Here is an 18,262-nt window from a genome sequence, read left to right as displayed (position 1 = left end):
TTTAATACCTATTAGTTAGCAAATATTTCTTTGAATTTTTGCATTTCAATTAGATTCTAACTTACGCATTAATTAGCGTTTAAATAAAGTACCAGTTAGTGACTTACTTTAACTCCAATTAAACACTAATTAGATGTTTTATTTATTCAATAAAATAACACCCTGTTATTGTGTTTATTAAAATGTTTTGCTCTACTACTAGGTATCAACATCCCAAATAGAAGCAGTCAAATGAATGAGTTTTTTAGTTTAACAACTAATTTATCTCCACATACAAAGTGGATATTAATCCGCTTAATTACAGGGAGAATAATTGGAGACGAAGTATCTAAAAATGACTTAATCAAATTAGGGTGTCCACACAATAAATTTAAAAAAGTGCTAGAAGAGCTACAAGAAATTAATGCAATATCAAAACTCGGATCTGAGCATTTGAAGCGTGGAAGACCAACACTTTCATATAGTTTTATCTACGATAAACCCAACAATGTTAGTAAATTAATATCTAGCGAAATGCTGGCAAAGCTCGAGAAATTTAAACTAAGGGTGCCTGTTAGATTAGTATGGTCTTTCTTTGCATTAAACCAAGATGAACATGGGTACATAGAAGGCTTTACAATGGCAAGTATAGCTAAAGCATGTGGGTTAGAATCGCCTCAGCTAAAAACGGCTATAAAGCTACTTAAAAATGGGAACTTAATAAGCCAGCCAGTAACAGGATGTACGATCAAAAAATATCACAGTTTAAAGCCAAAAGTAAGAAAAGGCTTAGTTGGTAGTGAAGCTAATAATTTAAAACGTAGTTCTGTATTTAAAATAAAAAAAGGCAATAAAGCATCTAATATATACCTGATGGTTATCCCTTTAATAATCTCACAAATTAAGAATAAAAAACCTAATTTATACACAGCGGTATTTTTACCATTATTACTCGATTCACCTCATAGAAGAGAATCTCTTTTTATGGAGTTACTTCGTCTTGAAAATAAGTGGTTAGATAGTGATACCAAGCAAAAAGATGAAATTCAATTTTTGAAACAACAGCCGACTCAAGTTTTCGATTACTTCGACGATGTTCTATTCAGGTTAGCTTCTTACGGTTTATTACGCTTACTGAATAAGACGGGACATGTACTTAAGCCTATTTCAGAAGAAGATGCTTTCAATCAGATTTTAAGTCCTGCAAACTTTGAGTTCATGGCAGCTATTCATGGCCGTTTAACCTCTGTGCTAATAGGAAGTTTCGCGAACATACTCATTCATTATATTTTATTCAACTTATACCAGAATAGATGTGATATCACCCTCCCTACTACCCCTAGTAAACAAGAATATTTATCATGGGTAACTAGCTTGGGTTGTACAGATAAAAATATCGATATAGAACTCATAAAAACCCCGACTAAAGCTGTACTTCCAGATATAAGTTCAATTGAAAATTTAGTTATTTCTTCTAGTATCGACTTTAGTGATAAAGTTAACATTACCAATATAGACGTAGATTTTATAGACCCTAAATCCAATTTAAAATCTGGTCAACACCCCGTATTTCAATGTGTTCATGATTCCTTTGCTCATTTTTATAAGTCAGTCATAACTTCAGAGCAATTATGAATACGCTAAACACCATCTCTGTAATGTGCTCATGAAATTAACCACCACAAACTGAGCTAATTTTATTAATGTAAGTTTCGGTTTGGTAATATTTATTAGAGTTACTAGTCACGGAGTCATTGTTACAACAAATACCAATTAAAAAACTACAACTCATACACCTGATATGAACTAATACATACCAGGAGAAACAGTATGAACAACCCAACACAGTACCAAATAATTAAAGGCCCTTTGTATAATGAGTACGGCGTACTAGCAAGAGAAAAACAACCGTTAGTTATTCCCTACTTAGATGCTATTCAAAAAGTAATGGATAACGCTATCACAGAACATAAAAGAACGTTTGCAGTAAGAGTTGACTTAAGGTTACCTGATTATTCAAATACTATTGATTTAAATTGCAATGATGTTTGTACTCGTTTTATTGCATCACTTACAGCACAGATTAAAGCTGATGCGATACGTAAAAAGCGCGAAGGTAAAAAACCACACCCTTGTAGTGTTCGTTATATTTGGGCAAGGGAGAAAAACACTGCACATAGACAGCATTATCATTGGGTACTACTCTTCAATAAGGATAGATATCACTGCACAGGTAAGATTGACATCGGTAATGACAATTTATTTACTAGAATTACAGTTGCATGGGCTAGTGCTTTAAATTTACCTTTTCATGAAGTACTACAGTTTGTGCATTTACCAAAAAATGCTCATTACTACCTTGACGCTAACAATACAAATTTTAAAGCGGATTACAGCAGTCTTTATAAACGAGCTAGTTATTTAGCAAAGCTTAATACGAAACAATATGGCTTAGGACAGCGTTGTTTTGGTTATAGTCAAAGGTGATATTTTAATTAAGACCTGTACTTCTCATAACTTGTTCTAACGCGCTTTTGAGACCTTCAACTAGCTTAATAAGCTAAAACCCTTAGTATATAAGGGATGGTAAGTTCCCAAAATAGCATTACGAGAAGCGCTATTTACGCTACAAAAGCAAAAAAAGAACGCACTGTATAAATGCGTTCTTTGTTTACTTCTAATCAAATAAACTCGCTACTCCAGCCAACAAACCACTAGCAAGAGCTAATGGCACCGTAACAGGTGCAGATGCCACACCTAACCCAACTACTATGGCACCAGATACAGCAGCTCCTGCTACAGCACCAGAGCTTACAGCAATAGCCGTTCGTCCGAGTGACGGCTCACTACTACCGGTTATCTGTTTAGATACTTCATTTCCTACTACACCGCATGTAACGGCTTTTTCTAACGACATAACAAACTTACTCCTATTATATGTAATAAATTTATAGCTCTAACTCTTCAAAGTCTTTATCAATTTCCTCCTGGGTTATGCCAATGTAACGCAGTGTTGTTGCTTCGGAGCTATGGCGAAGCATTTTCATTACACGCGCTATGTCTTGGGTTTTATGGTAGAGGTGGTAACCTCGTGTTTTACGCATTGAGTGAGTACCTAGCTTTAAATTAAGCTCTTCACCCACCAGCGCAAATGCTCTTGTAACAGCCCTGCGTGACAAGGGCCGTGGTATTGAACTCTTAGATTGTTGATTACGATACGATTGAAATAAGTAAACATGATTGGGGTGAGTTACGCGTACTTCGTGGATAAACGCTAATGCTTTCTGATTAAGCTTAATCTCTGCTAGCTTGCCTGTTTTACTCTCAAATATAATTAACCTGTCGTTTTGTATATCCGTAAATTTAACAGACAATAAATCAGATATACGTAACGCCAAGTTCAAACCTATATTCCATATATGGCTCATCTGCTTAGAGCAACGTTTTTCGAGCAAGTAACTAATTAACTTAACTGTATCAAGGTCCTTAATCGCTTGTACTTCAGCCATAACCAACTCCTTAATCAGTTGTAATACTGACCTGGTAGCAACCTGTGTTGTAATACTCAACAAAGTTAGTCACAAACAATGTTAAAAGCTCTTTCCCCTCTCGTTCACTCAACCAGCCCACCAGTATGTGATAGACCCGTTTAATCACAAAACACACATCAATTTCCTTTACTAATTCAGAGTCCACTCGGCCCTGGTATGAAAAATCAGTAATGTATATAAGCTCCCAACCAATACCCCGTTTTTCTAGCCTGACCTCGACTGGATGAAAGCCACCGGCTTTAGCACTGTAGTCTTTATCACGAAAATTAATAATTAGCGCCTTAGCATATCCTACCGACTCCCCTGCTTTAGCAACTACATTAACGATCACACCAAACAATGATTCTGGTACGTTTAATCCTGGCACTTGCTCTATTTTAATAGCCATACCCTACTCCCTTTAAATTAAGCCATGCTCAGCGAATGAATAGCTGGTTTCACCAATGATGATGTGATCGACTATCGAAACATCAATCAGGTTGAGCGCCTGCTGTAATTTGGTAGTAATTAACTTGTCGGCCTGTGACGGCGTACTGACGCCTGAAGGATGATTGTGCGCCAGTATTACGGATGCTGCATTTAGCGCTAATACTTCTTTAACTACCTCTCGTGGGTATACGCTTGCTGCGTTTATAGTCCCCCTAAATAACTCTTTGTATTCAAGTATGCGGTTTTGGCTATCCAAAAATAGTACAGCAAACACCTCATGCTCGATTAACGCCAACTTATGCCTTAAATATTCTTCACTGTCTTTCGGACATCTTAAAGCCCCATGCCTAAATTGCTTTTGAGCGATTATGTAAGCAGCCGCTTCAAGTATTTGTTCATCACTTACAGGGTGATCAAATTCGTATAGTGACTTGTTATTTTGCATTGTTATGCCCTCTTAATGGTTTATGCAAAATAGTGATGTATATGTTTAACGTTTTTGTTTCGTCCCAGTAAAAAATTACTACCCCCGGAAAGGATATGTACTACTAACCTAACCGGAGAAATCCCATGCGTTTAATCAAATTAAAAGAAGTTTTACATATCACAGGCTTAAGCCGATCTACTGTTTATCGCTTTATGAGTGCTGGTGGATTTCCAATGAAAGTTGAGCTAGGTGGTAACTCTGTAGCCTGGGTAGAAAGTGAAGTTGAAGAATGGATAAGTGAAAAAATTGGGAAAAGGGACGCTATAGATACAGCAGCTTAAAATGCTACCCCATAGCGGGGTAGCTTTAATAAAGCCTACTTACTTAATTCATAGCAAAGTCTAAAGCCTGTTTTTACCCCTTTATATTTGCCAGTACAATCTCGTGGTCCAGATGCCCTCAATACATGAGCGTCGCCATAAAAGGAGGTTAAACTTGCTGAGCGTATACTTACGCCTTCCAATAACCATTCTGCAAAAAAGTTCGAGTCTATAAATTCCAACCCATTTCTTTCAAAATTAGTTAAAATTTCAGGAAACCGTAATGTTAATGCATCAAAGTCACTCTCATTCATGTATGGAGGGTGCCCTGGGTACTGCCTGCCGTCAGGTGTATAAAAGGCCATATAGCCACCGTTTTTAAAGCTAGCATTTGTCCCTAAGTCGTTATCCCTAACAGCTAAGTACTCGTCGTATGCTAGTAATCTTAGTGGAACGTTTGTTTCTTTTTCTGCCCAGCTTACATAAGCTAAAACATCATAAAAGGTACATGTTGCGGCTAAATTTTTATCCGCCTCAGTATTTAACGAGGGTAACGAGTCACCCTTTCTGGTAGCAAAATATTCATGGTTTTTATGTAAAAAATCATTTAGTTCATCTATGGTAATCAGCTCTGAAACCATTAACTCTTTATTTGCTAGCTTAACTTTTTTAAAGCCATACAAGTGCTTATTAGAGCTGCGGCTTTCGATAATATAATCCCCAGAGGTTTCATAATAATTTTGTAATATTACATGTTGCCCTGGGTAGTTTTTAGTTAAACCACCATTGGCATAGTAATGTTGCTCTGCTAAATGACTATCTAATTCACGATTACCTTTATAGTTAAAGTACTCCCAACGCTTAAAACGATAGTCTTCAATAAAGCTTGGTATATCAGCTCGCTTTAGGTAATCACCGTATATTTGATGTGTAAAAACCTTATCTCTTTGGTTTTTGATGACAAAGTCAAAATTACCGTTATCGTCAGAGAGGAATATAAGGTTATCGTTATAAGGAATTACATTTACCCATCCCTTATTTGACTGTTGAAACCTTTGATTTAATATCTTTTGTAAAAATTGCGCTGATTTTATATACACCTCAGATTCATCCGAAGACATGCTATTTTCGTAATAGACCTCAACATCTAAGCCGAAAGCATGGTCGTAAAAGTTTGTTAGGTTGTTACCAAGTAAATTATAGCAACCACCAATCTCAAACATATTACTAATAATTATCAGATCTGAAATGCTTACCATCACTTCTTCGTATTCAGCAGTTTGAGTAGAAGCTTCATTTAAATTATTAGAAGCAGAGTCAAAAAAAGAGGGAAGATTATCCGTTCGCCTTTTTGTAAGTGGGATTTTTGTATTAAGGTCTAAAGATAATAGTTCCTTAAAGCGCTCTTCATTAAAATCTACAAAATAGTGTCCCTTCATAGCCTCGATATATTTATCAAGTTCAAAGCTATCATCACAAAAGAGCTTAATATGCAGCTTTTGTATAAAAATATTTTCTAAATATTTATCTTTAGCTAATACTTCATAAAGATCATGCATATCCCAGGCAAAAACGCCTGAAAAATCGAAGTCGTGCCCAGTAAACAACTTACTCGGCATCTGCCCTTTTGAATAAAACAGTCTTTCAGATACTTGCTGGTGGTTAAATTGCGTGTAGCCTAATCGCATTCCACGGTATTTATGCTCAAGTAAATTAACTCGTTTGTGCAGGTTATGCTTTGACATAAATGGTTTAAGCTTTTCTTCAAACTCTTTTTCGTAGTTAGCAAACCCACCCTTAATACCGAGGCTTTTCGCTAATATATTAAGCTTTGTGGTATGAGGAATTTTTTCTCTGTCTCTGATAGTTTTTTTAGCTGAGTATTTTAAGCTTTCTGGTGTTAAACCAGTAATAGGCACAATGTGAAATTTTTCTAGAGGGATATATGTAGTTGAAACTGTAGTATTGTTTTTCATTCTAAAACCTTTAAAAATAGTTAAAGCCCCGTTGTATATTTTAAACGGCGTACTTCTGGCTACTAAGTCCAAGAATGATGTGTATATCGTAGGTGTTATCTGAAAACGATTCGAGTGCTTTGTTTTGTAAGAAGTACATTACAAACCGCAGGTAAGCCTCTGCCCTTGAAACGCAATTTAATTGCAAAAACATTTAATGTCAAATGTTTATTGTAGTTATTTAAGAAACACACCACACTAACTCATTTTGATTGCATCTTTTCATTTGCCTGATATAGTTACTACAAAATAATGACTTAGTATATTTATGACTAATACCGCATTGGATGCACTCACACATGCTCAGAGGGAACGCCTAGCGTTCATAGATTTTAATCTGCAGTACTTTGGCCAAGTTGCAAGAGCTGATTTAATTCAGCGCTTTAAAACTGGCTTAGCCGCGTGCACCCGTGATTTAGCATCCTACAAAGAGCTTGTTCCGCAAAACTTAATATTGAGTCACACAACCAAAAGCTACCACCGGTTAGAAAGTTTTAAACCTTTATTCAAACATAACGCTGAGAGTATTCTCAGCGCTTTATGCCTTGGTTTTGGTGATGGTTTGTCTAACGGCGTTCAGCCCAGCAGTTACTGCCAAGATGCAACGCGCTTAATACACCCAAATAGCGAAATAATCGCCACTATAATGCGTGCTATTACTTCTAAACTCGCTTTAGAATGCCAATATACATCTTTAACTTCAGACACTACTTCAAAAGTGTTAATCCCCCATTCTATTGTAAATAATGGTATTCGCTGGCATGTACGCGCTTTTGATAGATCAAACCAAGAATTTAGAGATTTTGTTACTACCCGTATTGAATGCCCAAAAATACTGCAACACTCTATAAATTGTGAAGAATCAGTAGATAAAGACACCCAATGGCACACCATTTACGATATAATTTTAACCCCGCATCCCAAGCTAAAATACCCAAAAGCAATAGAGCTTGATTACGCAATGGAAAACGGGCAATTAAAATTAGAAGTAAGAGCTGCTCTATTAGGATATTTACTAAGACAATGGAACGTAGACTGCACGGAACAAGGCACATTAAACTGTAATACTTACCAGCTGCACTTAAGCAATAAATCACAACTTAATCTTAAAGATATAGAGATAGCACCAGGCTATCAGGAATGAACATGGTTGAAGAAAACACACTTAGCCAAATAGGCTTCAAATTTGGCAAAAATGGCGCACACTCAGCTAGAAGCATGATGATTGAAGAACTTAAATCACTACTTTTTTCTCGCGATAAAAGTGCAACAAAAAAAGATTACGAAGACGACATAATCAATTTTAATATATTGCATAAGCCAACCGAAAAATCACGTGCATTAACCTTTAGGCACCTTGTCGATTTATACGGTATATCAATGGATATTCCTTTATTCAATGTTTTCCGCCAATGGTGGGAGCTATCAGAAGATGCCCAACCTATATTAGCTTTGCAGCTTGCCGTGGCTCGTGATCCTATTTTAAGAAATTCTGCTAGTGTAATTTTACCACTTCAATTGGGTGAACATTTACCTCGTGAAACAGTAGAACAACATTTGGCAAAAGATGATCCAGAACGCTTTAGTGCCGCCTCACTTAAATCATTTGCACAAAACATTAACGGTACATGGACTCAGGCAAATTACCTGGAAGGTAAAACAAAGAAATATCGTTCGCAGCCTAAAGCGACTTATGTAAATATCGCATATGCATTATTTTTAGCCCATTGCCATGGCTTATCTGGTCAACGACTTTTTGACAGCTTTTGGTGCAAGATGTTATCGCAAGATAAAGAGCATTTATATGAGCTGGCGCATAGAGCTTCATTAAGAGGTTTAATTAATTTTAAACAGATTAGTGAAGTGATAGAAGTTACCTTTCCCAGTATAGAGCTACCAAAAGCGGTTCAACCAAAGGAACAAAGTTAAATGTCAGACCGATTATCAAAATTACTGCAAAGCTTTGAAAGTCATATCAGCATACCCTGGCCTAATGCAGTCTCGCCTGATGAACGTACAATTTTCGTCGTTTATAACAAAGAAGATGAATTAAAGCTCCGCGCTAGGGTTGTTGAATTTGAAGCCAGTGCAACACAGAGTAATCACCCATGGTTACAACTCGATATCACTAACAGCTTTGAAAACTGGATGGCAGAGCAAGACTATAAAGAAACCTATTTCGAAGATCCAGAATACTTAGTGGGATTGTACGAAGACTTTATTGAAGAACTAATTATTAAATTAAAGTCACAATTTATTGAAAAGCAAAATGAAAATACAGTCGTAGCTTTACTTGGCTGTGGTACTTTATTTGGGTTTGCATCTGTATCTGGCTTAGTAGAGCAAATAGCACAAGAAGTAAAAGGTCGACTAATCGTCTTCTTCCCTGGTGAATATCAAAATAATAATTTTAAACTTTTAGATGCCCGAGATGGCTGGGGTTATCACGCCACAGCCATCACAGCAATGTCATAAGGATAAGTGAATGTTAAATCGCGAAGTATATTTAAACGACCCTACAATACGTAGTCTTGCAAATGAAGGCGTTGCAACTGTTAAGGATGACCTTTCTAAATTAGAACTCGATATTTTAGAATATGAATTACGAACATTCGTGTGTGATGGTGCTTATGCCGCAGGTTTAAAAAAAATACTAAAATCATATAACACAAGCGTAGAAAAAAATGGAAAGCAGGCTGGTGTGTGGATAAGTGGTTTTTTTGGTTCGGGGAAATCACATTTAGCTAAAATGATCCGTGCTTTATGGACTAATCAAAAACTAAATGATGGTAGCTATGCCCGTAGCTTAGTTGATTTACCTAGTGATATTTCAGAACTATTTGAGATACTTTCTAAACTTGGAGCCCAATATAATGGTTTACATGCAGCATCAGGTACGCTGGGCTCTGGAGCAGGCAAGAGAGTTAGATTATCATTTTTAAGTATTATTTTTAAATCTGTAGGGCTACCAGAACAATACCATTTGGCTAAATTTGTCATGTGGCTAAAAGCAGAAGGTATATTAGACAACGTAAAAACTTATATCAGCCAAAACTCTAAACAAAAGGAAGGCCGCAACTCTTGGGAATATGAGCTAAAAAACCTTCATGTTTCACCTCTTATTGGTAATGCCTTACTAAGCTCTCTCCCTGGTTATGCCAGTGATGCCAAAGAAGTAAGAGATATGATACGTTCGCAATATCAAGTCGTTACGGATATTAGTAACGAAGAAATGGTTACTGCGATTATGGATGCCCTTGCCATTGATGGTGATCTGCCATTAACACTTGTCGTTCTCGATGAAGTACAACAATATATTGGCGACAGTATTGAAACAGCAATGGACGTTCAAGAATTAGTTGAAACCTGTGGTGATGATGGCCGCTTAAACTCCAAGTTATTATTTATTGGCACAGGACAAAGTGCGCTATCTGGTACTGAAAACTTGCATCGATTGATGGGACGTTTTCAAGTTAACGTTCAATTAGAAGATACGGACGTAGACTCGGTTATACGTAAGGTAATTCTTCAAAAGAAAGAAACAGCCCGCCCACAAATCCAAACAGTTATAGATAACGAATTAGGTGAAATTTCACGCCATTTACGTGGCAGTATTATTGAGCACAATAAAGAAGATGAAAAATGGATGGTTGCCGATTACCCATTACTACCTGTGCGACGCCGCTTTTGGGAGCGAGTACTTCCTGCACTTGATAAAACAGGCACAGGCTCACAGTTACGTAACCAGTTACGCGTAGTACACGAAGCAACAAAAGTAACTGCAGAGTACCCTCTAGGGTATGTTGTACCAGCCGACTACATATACGATCAAATTGCCACTAAATTACTTAATAGCGGTGTAATTGGTAAAGATATTTACGAAACCATCAGCCGCTTAAAAGGTGGTGATAATGACCAAAAATTACAAGCGCGTATCCTTGCTCTTATATTACTGATAAGCAAACTACCTAACGATATAGAATATGGCATAGCAGCAACTGCTGATGCCCTATCTGATCTATTACTTGAAAACCTGCTAGAAGGCAAACACGAACTTCGAGCTAAAGTACCTAAACTACTAGCTCAACTGGTTGACGATGGTTTGGTAATGCCAATGCAAACAAATGCGGGGGAAGAATACCGCCTGCAAACAGTAGAAAGCCAGCAATGGTACGATATGTATCGTCAGCAAGAAAGCGAGTTAAAAAGCAATCCACAACGTCTAGAAGTATTTCGCTCCCAAGAAATTCAACAATATGTGCGTAAACAAGTAGCACAAGCGAGAATAATTCAAGGTGATGTTGCTGAACCGCGAACTATTAACTTAGAGTTTGGTACTGAGTTACCAAGTGATGCCGATAAAAAGCTATATGCCTGGGCTCCAGAAGTATCTGAAAAGCAATTTAACGATCTCGCCAGAGGTGCAAACCCTGATACAGCTACTATTTATATATATGTTCCAACCACTCAACGTGACGAACTTCGTAAAGCCATTGTTGAATTAAAAGCGGCAGAAACCACCATTGATGTGCGCGGCACAGCTAAAACCGATGCAGGTAAAGAAGCCTACGCAGCAATGGAATATCGTTTTAAAGAAGCTGACCGCACTAAAAAAGCGATATTAAAAGATATATTTAACCAAATCCAAGTACAGCTTGCTGGTGGTCAAGACGTTGAAGGCGAGTCTTTAGCCGAGCAAATTCAAAATGCAGGTGTGTTAGCATGCCAGCGTTTATACAGTAAATTTAAAATGGCTGACAACAAAGGTTGGGCAAAAGTATACAGCCGCGCCAGTACTCAAGGTGACCCGAATGCATTAGAAGCCATTGACCACAATGATGAAGCAGATAAACACCCTGTATGCTCTGAAATTAAACGCTTTATCAGCTTAGTTAAAACGGGTAAAGAAATTATAGAACACTTTAAAGATGCGCCTTATGGCTGGGGTAAAGATACGATTGAAGGCGCCCTTTTTGCCATGGTAGCTGCCGGAGTGCTCAATGCAAAAGATGGCCAAGAGCGCGCTGTTGATGCTAAAAACTTAGATAGATCTTCAGTGACCCAAACTAAGTTCCGCCCTGAAAACGTCACGTTATCAAAAGTACAGATAATAAAGGTACGTGGCTTAATTAATGCACTACTCCCTGAAGGGCAAAACTGTGGCTCAAATGAAGAACAAAGTAAACTGCCAGTTGCTATTGCAAACGCAAAGCTAATAGCACGCAGTGCAGGTGGTGAAGCGCCATTGCCATTAGCACCAAATACCACAATTCTAACTAATTTAGAAATGTACAATGGTAACGAACAGTTACAACAAGCGTATGATGCTAAAGACGAAATTCAAAGTCAATTTACTCAGTGGCAAGAACAAGCAGATCTCGCAAAACTACGAATTAACCAATGGAACGAACTGAAAAACGCTGCTCTTCGCTGTAAAAATTTAGCGATTTACAGAACTATTGAACAACAGATGGAATCAATTGTTTCCAACCGTAGCTTGTTAGTTGAACCTAGCCCTGTTAGTCCACTACTCAAACAAGCAGAATCAGCATTACGTGACGCCATTACAGCAAAACTATCTGAATATGAAGACGAATTCAATGCATGCCAACGCGACTTAATGGATGACGCTAATTGGGCCAAGCTAGATGAAAGCAAAAAACAAGTACTGTTAGATAAACGCAGTTTAGCCTCAGTGCCTATCGTTGATTTATCTTCATCGGCAGCGGTATACGATGCTATAGAAGCAACAAGTTTTGAACAGTGGAATGACCGCATATCCGCTTTACCAGGCCGCTTTGATGCAGCCCTAAAAGATGCCATTAGCGAACTAGCGCCAAAAGTAAAACACATCCGCTTAAATAAGCCGATGATCGAATCAGAAGACGATCTTAAAGCTTGGCTAACAGACGTTGAAACACAACTTCGTTCAGAGCTTGCCAATGGCCCTGTGGTACCTAGCTAATAAGCTTGCTAAAGGAATAAATAGATGAGAACAGCATTAGATAAAACATTACGCAGCAAGCTTGAAAAAGCCGTTGAAAAAGCCCGTGATATTGTTGAAATCGCAGTAACAGAAGCACTCACTCGTTTAGGTATTAGTGATGGCAGCGCTCCTAATTATTTAAGTGAAGCAGAGCGTAAGCTCAGAACGCGTTTACGTGCTCACGGTCGTCAATTAGGTGATGTGTTAAATCGGGACTCTGGCAAGCAGGAAACAGAATTGCTTGTTAACGAAATGGTATATGAGCACTGGCATCGTATGTTGTTTGCTCGCTTTTTAGAGCAAAGTGACTTGTTAATGTACGACGAAAACACACCAATTACTTTGGGTGATTGTGTTGAATTAGTTGAAGAAGGTGATCCATTAGGTGATGGTTCTGAAGTTAAAGACGGTTGGGATTTAGCAGGCCGTTTAGCACAAAAGATGTTGCCGCAAATATTCCGAGCAGACTCCCCGGTGTTCGACGTTAAACTTTCAATTAACCATGTTAATGACCTGGAAGAGCTTATAGCTGCGCTTGATAAAGAGACTTTTCAAGCATCTGACGCACTTGGTTGGTGTTATCAATTTTGGCAAAGCAAAAAGAAAAAACAGGTTAATGAATCAGGCGTAAAAATTGGTGCCAAAGAGCTAAGCCCAGTAACTCAGTTATTTACTGAACCTTATATGGTCAGTTTTTTACTCGACAACGCTTTAGGGGCTTGGTGGGCCAAACGCCGATTAACATCTGATGATTTACTAACTGCCACCAGCGAACAAGAGCTGCGAGAACTAGCTGCCATTCCTGGTGTACCGCTAGATTACCTTCGTTTTACTAAGGCTGATAGTAAAGATAAAGAGACAAGTGCCGACAGCCCAGAAAAAGCAGCTTGGTCTTTAGCTGCGGGTGATTTTGACAAATGGCCTGAACACTTAAGTGAACTTAAAACACTAGACCCGTGTTGCGGATCAGGTCACTTTTTAGTCGCTAAATTTCTAATGTTAGTGCCAATGCGCATGGAGTTAGAAGCATTAACGGCTAAACAAGCGATTGATAAAGTCATCGCTGAAAATATTCATGGTTTAGAGCTAGACCAACGTTGTGTTGAATTGGCTGCTTTTGCATTAGCACTTGAAGCATGGCGTTATCCTGGTGCTGGTGGTTATCGCCAGTTACCTGAGCTACAACTAGCTTGTTCAGGCATGTCGATTAATGAAGCACAGAAAGAATGGAAAGATTTAGCTAAAGGTGATGACGAGTTACAAGATTCAATTAAGTGGATGCAACAAACATTTAAAGATGCTCCAACTTTGGGCAGTTTAATAGATCCAAGTAAGTCAAATTGGGAAAAGGGGGAAGCCGCCCCTTGGACTAAATTAGAAAGAGCGATGGCAAATATATCAGTCATGTCTGTTGAGTCCAAAACAGTCGCTAAAGGTCTCGATAGGTCTGCTTCTTTGCTTTCTAATAAATATCATCTTGTAGTTACAAATGTTCCTTATTTGGCTACTAGAAAACAATGCGCATTATTATCGAGCTTTTTAGAGAAGAATTATTATGCTGAGCGTTTTGATTTAGCTACAGCTATGATTTCAAAGTGCCTAGAATTATGTGCTCCAGGGGGAATGGTAGCCGAAGTTAGTCCTCAAGCATGGAACTACCTTGGTTCATACGAGCAATTTAGAAAAAAAATACTCAATAATAGCCAATTAAATATATTGGCTCGGTTAGGAACTGGAGCGTTTGAAACTATTTCAGGACAAGTAGTTAATGTGTGTTTAGCTATTCACCAGAACTGTTTTTCGGAATCAAACAAGTACTCAGCATTAAATGTTAGTGCTTTTCAAAAGGTCAAAGATAAAATTAATAATTTAATATCTTTAGAATTAAATGAAATTTCTCAGAAACTACAATTAAAAAACCCTGACTCTTCAATCTTGACAGAAGAATCGGCATCTTTTTTATTGCTTGCAAACAAAACTAAAGCATTAGCAGGGATCTTAAATGGAGATGCCTCTCGTTTTCGTTTTAAACATTGGGAAATTTCTGATGTCGGCATACATAAGTGGGCACCTCTCCAAGAAAACTCTCCAACTTCTGAAATGTTTACAGGTAGAGTATCTGTTCTTTTATGGGAGAATGAAAAGGGAGCATTACATGAGTACGCAGAATTGGCGAAAGAAAGGCTACACGATGCTCATAGAAGAGGAAATGAAGCATGGGGTCAAAAAGCAATTGCAGTCTCACGTATGGGGAAAATAAATACAACTCTTTATACTGGTGAGTTATTCGATCAAAATGTAGCAATTATTTTACCCAAAAATGAAAGTGATTTAGATGGCATTTGGGCATATTGCTCTTCTGATTACTACGAATCAGAGTTAAGGTTAGTTAATCCCAGCTTAGCAATATCTTCAGCTACAGTAGCAAAGGTACCTTATGATTCAATACGGTGGAATAAGGTTGCTGCTGAAAAATACCCAAATGGGCTTCCAAAGCCTTTCGTGAATGATTTGAATCAATGGATTTTTCATGGGCACCCATGTGCATCCATAATTTGGGATAAAGATACGAAAAACACAGCTATTAGCAAATTACGCCAAGACGATACCGTATTACAAGTTGCTGTCGCTCGCTTATTAGGGTACCGCTGGCCAGCTGAGCTTGATGCTGAAATGGTATTGGCACCTGAAATGCGTGAAGTAATTGCAAAAAATAACATTTTTGATGATTTGATTGATGATGATGGTATCGTTTGCTTATCTTCTTTTGTTGGTGATAGACGTTTACCAACTGTTAGGGGAGAGAGTCCAGCGGAAGACAGATTAGAAGCAGTATTACATGCCGCTTACGGTGATGAGTGGTCTGCCACTATTTTAAACAATTTATTAAAGTCAGTTAAGTCTCGTGACTTAAATTTATGGCTGCGTGATAAGTTCTTTGATCAACATTCAAAACTATTTCAACATCGCCCATTTATTTGGCAAATATGGGATGGCTTACCTGATGGATTCTCGGCATTAGTGAATTATCACTCGCTGGATTACAAAGGATTAGAACGTTTAATTTATACTTACCTTGATGATTGGATTAGTACCCAAATCCAATTAGAAAAAGACGGCGATGAAGATGCAGAATTAAGACTAACCGCCGCTCGAAATTTGAGAGAGCAACTAGAAGCGATACTTGTCGGCGAACAGGGACTTGATATCTTCGTACGGTGGAAATCACCAGCGGAACAACCGATAGGCTGGAATCCAGACTTAAATGACGGTGTTCGCTTGAATATCCGCCCATTCATGAAAGCAAAAGATGTGGGTAAAAAAGACGCTGGTATTCTGCGCTCAAAACCTAACATTCATTGGAAAAAAGACCGCGGCACCGATGTAGCGTCAGCCCCTTGGTATGATTTAGGCTTGGAATATGGCGGCAAACAAGGCGACCGAATAAATGATCATCACTTAACACTGGCCGAAAAAAAATCAGCGAGAGATAAAGTTTAATGCAATTAATAGACTACTTAATTGAACAGCTAAGAAGTTCTGCTAAATATAATTCAGCGGTGCAAGTGGCCCCTGCGGCTATTTTGTGGACTGACATTGAATACCAGTGGCAGCCTGCTATGCCGTTTATAAAACAGCATGTACCTGAACTCATTGAGCTAGGTAATTATAACCCAGAAGAGCGTATAGGCCCTGCTATTTGGATAAAATGTGCGATAGCTGGAGTATTAGAAGATTGTGAATTACCTAAAGGTAAAACCCCGATAATTTATTTACCAGGTGTTGGCCGTAAAGACTTACGTGCAATAGAGCAATGCCCCGACGAACTGAGACCTTTAGCCGAATTGCAATACAGAGGCTGCTGGTGGGCTTACAACTCTGCAGGTAGGGATTGGAGTGTTGGCTCATTTTTAACCAACCCGCGTGTGGGATTAGAGCTTGATGTTGCCAAAGACAAAAAAACGCAAGAAGCCATACTGAATATTTTACCCGATTTGCTTGAAACGCCAGCTGAGCAATTAAAAGGTAAAAAGCTAGAAGCCCAAGACTTTATAAGTATTGTAATGGATGACCCGGCTAAAGATATTTTAGCTTGGTTAAATAACCCTGAAGCAAAAAAACAAGTTTGGGGTGAAAGTAAATGGCCTGTGTTTAAACAAGCCTGTATAAGCCAATTTAACTTTGACCCTGATGCAATAAGCGATATAAGCGCTATTACTTACAACTTATGTGAGGCTGAAGGCGAATGGCAAGCTGTGTGGGAGCGATTTAAAGACACCGCACACAACCTGCCCTGTTTAGTTGAAAAGCTTAAAACTATAACACCTACTGGTTTAGCGTTTGAGGCAAGCCATTTTTTATCTGAAAACTTAAAAGATGAAGCTGAATTAGCAAATAAATTAGCTAACATTATCAGTGCAACGCCAGCCGAGTTAAGGCAGCAGTTAACTGCCTTGTTTAAATTACATGAACAGCGTAAAAACTGGTTGTGGCAAAAGCTCGATATGTCGCCTTGGCTTAATATATTAGAACAGCTAGTAAGTGTTGCGCAGCATACTCAAATTAATTTTACAGGCCCAAGTGCTGAGGCAATGGCACAAACCTACAAAGAGCGTTTTTGGCAAGCTGATGCTGCTGCTATTAACGCAATGGCTGCTGCTACTGATTTAAACCAGGAGCAAGTAGTAGCTGATATTCTGGCAGTAATTTATACCCCTTGGCTTGAAGCTGTTACGTTGAACTTTCAACGCTTAGTAAAGGAAGAAGGCTACCCCGGTAAGCCAAGTAGTGCCGGTGAAATTAATGAGTCGACCGCGACGTATAACACCAACGGCCAAGCTGTATTTTTTGTAGATGGACTACGTTTTGATACTGCAAAAATGCTTGAGAATAAGCTTAGTAAATTAAACATAAATATTAATTTAACAAGTAATTGGTGTGCCCTGCCCTCATTAACAGCAACCGCTAAGGCTGCCGTAACACCTGTTGCCGATATTTTAAGTGGCGCACAAGAAAACGATAACTTTATTCCTCAGATAACCGAGTCTAACTCTGAGTTTAGCTCTTACCACTTAAGTAGTGCATTAGGAAAAAAAGATTGGCAGTTTTTGAAAGAGTTAGATACTGGCAACCCATCTATTAATGCATGGCTACAAACTGGCGATTTAGACAACATGGGGCATAAGCAACAACTAAAAATGCCGCGCTATATCGATAGCATATTAAATGATGTAGTCACCCGTATTGAAGGCTTAATAGCTGCTGGCTGGAAAAATATACGCATTGTGACCGACCACGGTTGGTTATGGGTGCCAGGTAAATTAGCTGAAGCAAACATTCCAAAAAATCAGGTTAAAAAACGCTTAGCCCGCTGTGCTATTTTAAAAGACAATGTAAGCACTGACGAATTAAAAGTACCATGGCATTGGAACGAGAATGTCTCTGTAGCTATGGCTCCTGGTATTGCAGGTTATGTGGGTGGGGATTATTACAATCATGGTGGTTTAAGTATACAAGAGTGCTTAACCCCCGTAATCAATATAACAACACCTTAA

At 38.3% G+C, this 18,262-nt stretch carries 14 protein-coding genes; 9 read left to right on the top strand and 5 right to left on the bottom strand.

Annotated features, from left to right (window positions below):
• Positions 1 to 231 precede the first annotated feature (231 nt).
• Positions 232 to 1,614, top strand: coding sequence for a hypothetical protein (locus tag QL995_RS17085; protein ID WP_290294686.1), 1,383 nt, complete (start codon positions 232 to 234; stop codon positions 1,612 to 1,614).
• Positions 1,615 to 1,809: 195 nt separating this feature from the next.
• Complete coding sequence (locus QL995_RS17080) at positions 1,810 to 2,466, top strand: inovirus Gp2 family protein (protein WP_024596065.1); 657 nt, start codon at positions 1,810 to 1,812, stop codon at positions 2,464 to 2,466.
• A gap of 190 nt (positions 2,467 to 2,656) precedes the next feature.
• On the opposite strand, the gene QL995_RS17075 is transcribed toward QL995_RS17080, so the two are convergent.
• Genes QL995_RS17075 through radC form a run of 4 tightly spaced genes read right to left on the bottom strand, consistent with a single transcriptional unit; the run spans position 2,657 to position 4,404 of the window.
• A complete protein-coding gene (locus QL995_RS17075; RefSeq protein WP_138488857.1) occupies positions 2,657 to 2,896 on the bottom strand; it encodes a hypothetical protein in 240 nt (79 codons plus the stop codon).
• Between the two features lie 31 nt (positions 2,897 to 2,927).
• Entirely contained in the window at positions 2,928 to 3,488 is a 561-nt protein-coding gene (locus QL995_RS17070) for a tyrosine-type recombinase/integrase (protein ID WP_290294685.1), read from the bottom strand.
• A gap of 10 nt (positions 3,489 to 3,498) precedes the next feature.
• Positions 3,499 to 3,918 carry a DUF2787 family protein gene (locus QL995_RS17065; RefSeq protein WP_290294684.1) on the bottom strand — a complete coding sequence of 140 codons (420 nt, stop codon included), beginning with the start codon at positions 3,916 to 3,918 and terminating at the stop codon, positions 3,499 to 3,501.
• 12 nt (positions 3,919 to 3,930) lie between these two features.
• Entirely contained in the window at positions 3,931 to 4,404 is a 474-nt protein-coding gene (radC, locus tag QL995_RS17060) for a DNA repair protein RadC (protein ID WP_290294683.1), read from the bottom strand.
• Between the two features lie 125 nt (positions 4,405 to 4,529).
• On the opposite strand from radC, the gene QL995_RS17055 reads away from it, so the two are divergent.
• Positions 4,530 to 4,727, top strand: coding sequence for an AlpA family transcriptional regulator (locus tag QL995_RS17055; protein WP_290294682.1), 198 nt, complete (start codon positions 4,530 to 4,532; stop codon positions 4,725 to 4,727).
• A 35-nt stretch (positions 4,728 to 4,762) separates the two neighbouring features.
• Here the strand turns inward: QL995_RS17055 and QL995_RS17050 are convergent, their stop codons facing one another.
• Positions 4,763 to 6,682, bottom strand: coding sequence for a hypothetical protein (locus tag QL995_RS17050; protein ID WP_290294681.1), 1,920 nt, complete (start codon positions 6,680 to 6,682; stop codon positions 4,763 to 4,765).
• Positions 6,683 to 6,989: 307 nt separating this feature from the next.
• Between QL995_RS17050 and QL995_RS17045 the strand changes: the two genes are divergently transcribed.
• The 6 genes from QL995_RS17045 to pglZ are packed head-to-tail and all read left to right on the top strand — an operon-like array spanning position 6,990 to position 18,262.
• Entirely contained in the window at positions 6,990 to 7,865 is an 876-nt protein-coding gene (locus QL995_RS17045; protein ID WP_290294680.1) for a WYL domain-containing protein, read from the top strand.
• Between the two features lie 2 nt (positions 7,866 to 7,867).
• Positions 7,868 to 8,650 carry a hypothetical protein gene (locus QL995_RS17040; RefSeq protein WP_290294679.1) on the top strand — a complete coding sequence of 261 codons (783 nt, stop codon included), beginning with the start codon at positions 7,868 to 7,870 and terminating at the stop codon, positions 8,648 to 8,650.
• Complete coding sequence (locus QL995_RS17035; RefSeq protein WP_290192518.1) at positions 8,651 to 9,196, top strand: BREX protein BrxB domain-containing protein; 546 nt, start codon at positions 8,651 to 8,653, stop codon at positions 9,194 to 9,196. It abuts the gene before it with no gap.
• Between the two features lie 10 nt (positions 9,197 to 9,206).
• Positions 9,207 to 12,686, top strand: coding sequence for a BREX system P-loop protein BrxC (brxC, locus tag QL995_RS17030; RefSeq protein ID WP_290294678.1), 3,480 nt, complete (start codon positions 9,207 to 9,209; stop codon positions 12,684 to 12,686).
• Positions 12,687 to 12,710: 24 nt separating this feature from the next.
• Positions 12,711 to 16,208 carry a DNA methyltransferase gene (locus QL995_RS17025; protein ID WP_290294677.1) on the top strand — a complete coding sequence of 1,166 codons (3,498 nt, stop codon included), beginning with the start codon at positions 12,711 to 12,713 and terminating at the stop codon, positions 16,206 to 16,208.
• Positions 16,208 to 18,262 carry a BREX-1 system phosphatase PglZ type B gene (gene pglZ, locus QL995_RS17020; protein WP_290294676.1) on the top strand — a complete coding sequence of 685 codons (2,055 nt, stop codon included), beginning with the start codon at positions 16,208 to 16,210 and terminating at the stop codon, positions 18,260 to 18,262. The genes QL995_RS17025 and pglZ overlap by 1 nt, the downstream gene beginning before the upstream one ends.

The sequence above is a fragment of the Pseudoalteromonas sp. APC 3358 genome (assembly GCF_030408075.1).
Taxonomy (GTDB): Bacteria; Pseudomonadota; Gammaproteobacteria; order Enterobacterales; family Alteromonadaceae; genus Pseudoalteromonas; species Pseudoalteromonas arctica.
The sequence above is the reverse complement of the archived record's forward strand: the minus strand, read 5'-3'. Positions and strand labels throughout refer to the sequence as shown.

What these genes read in the sequence shown, in the direction of transcription:
- QL995_RS17085 (WP_290294686.1), top strand. Translation starts at nt 232, where the DNA reads ATGAATGAGTTTTTTAGTTTAACAACTAATTTATCTCCACATACAAAG.
- QL995_RS17080 (WP_024596065.1), top strand. Translation starts at nt 1,810, where the DNA reads ATGAACAACCCAACACAGTACCAAATAATTAAAGGCCCTTTGTATAAT.
- QL995_RS17075 (WP_138488857.1), bottom strand. Translation starts at nt 2,896, where the DNA reads ATGTCGTTAGAAAAAGCCGTTACATGCGGTGTAGTAGGAAATGAAGTA.
- QL995_RS17070 (WP_290294685.1), bottom strand. Translation starts at nt 3,488, where the DNA reads ATGGCTGAAGTACAAGCGATTAAGGACCTTGATACAGTTAAGTTAATT.
- QL995_RS17065 (WP_290294684.1), bottom strand. Translation starts at nt 3,918, where the DNA reads ATGGCTATTAAAATAGAGCAAGTGCCAGGATTAAACGTACCAGAATCA.
- radC (WP_290294683.1), bottom strand. Translation starts at nt 4,404, where the DNA reads ATGCAAAATAACAAGTCACTATACGAATTTGATCACCCTGTAAGTGAT.
- QL995_RS17055 (WP_290294682.1), top strand. Translation starts at nt 4,530, where the DNA reads ATGCGTTTAATCAAATTAAAAGAAGTTTTACATATCACAGGCTTAAGC.
- QL995_RS17050 (WP_290294681.1), bottom strand. Translation starts at nt 6,682, where the DNA reads ATGAAAAACAATACTACAGTTTCAACTACATATATCCCTCTAGAAAAA.
- QL995_RS17045 (WP_290294680.1), top strand. Translation starts at nt 6,990, where the DNA reads ATGACTAATACCGCATTGGATGCACTCACACATGCTCAGAGGGAACGC.
- QL995_RS17040 (WP_290294679.1), top strand. Translation starts at nt 7,868, where the DNA reads ATGGTTGAAGAAAACACACTTAGCCAAATAGGCTTCAAATTTGGCAAA.
- QL995_RS17035 (WP_290192518.1), top strand. Translation starts at nt 8,651, where the DNA reads ATGTCAGACCGATTATCAAAATTACTGCAAAGCTTTGAAAGTCATATC.
- brxC (WP_290294678.1), top strand. Translation starts at nt 9,207, where the DNA reads ATGTTAAATCGCGAAGTATATTTAAACGACCCTACAATACGTAGTCTT.
- QL995_RS17025 (WP_290294677.1), top strand. Translation starts at nt 12,711, where the DNA reads ATGAGAACAGCATTAGATAAAACATTACGCAGCAAGCTTGAAAAAGCC.
- pglZ (WP_290294676.1), top strand. Translation starts at nt 16,208, where the DNA reads ATGCAATTAATAGACTACTTAATTGAACAGCTAAGAAGTTCTGCTAAA.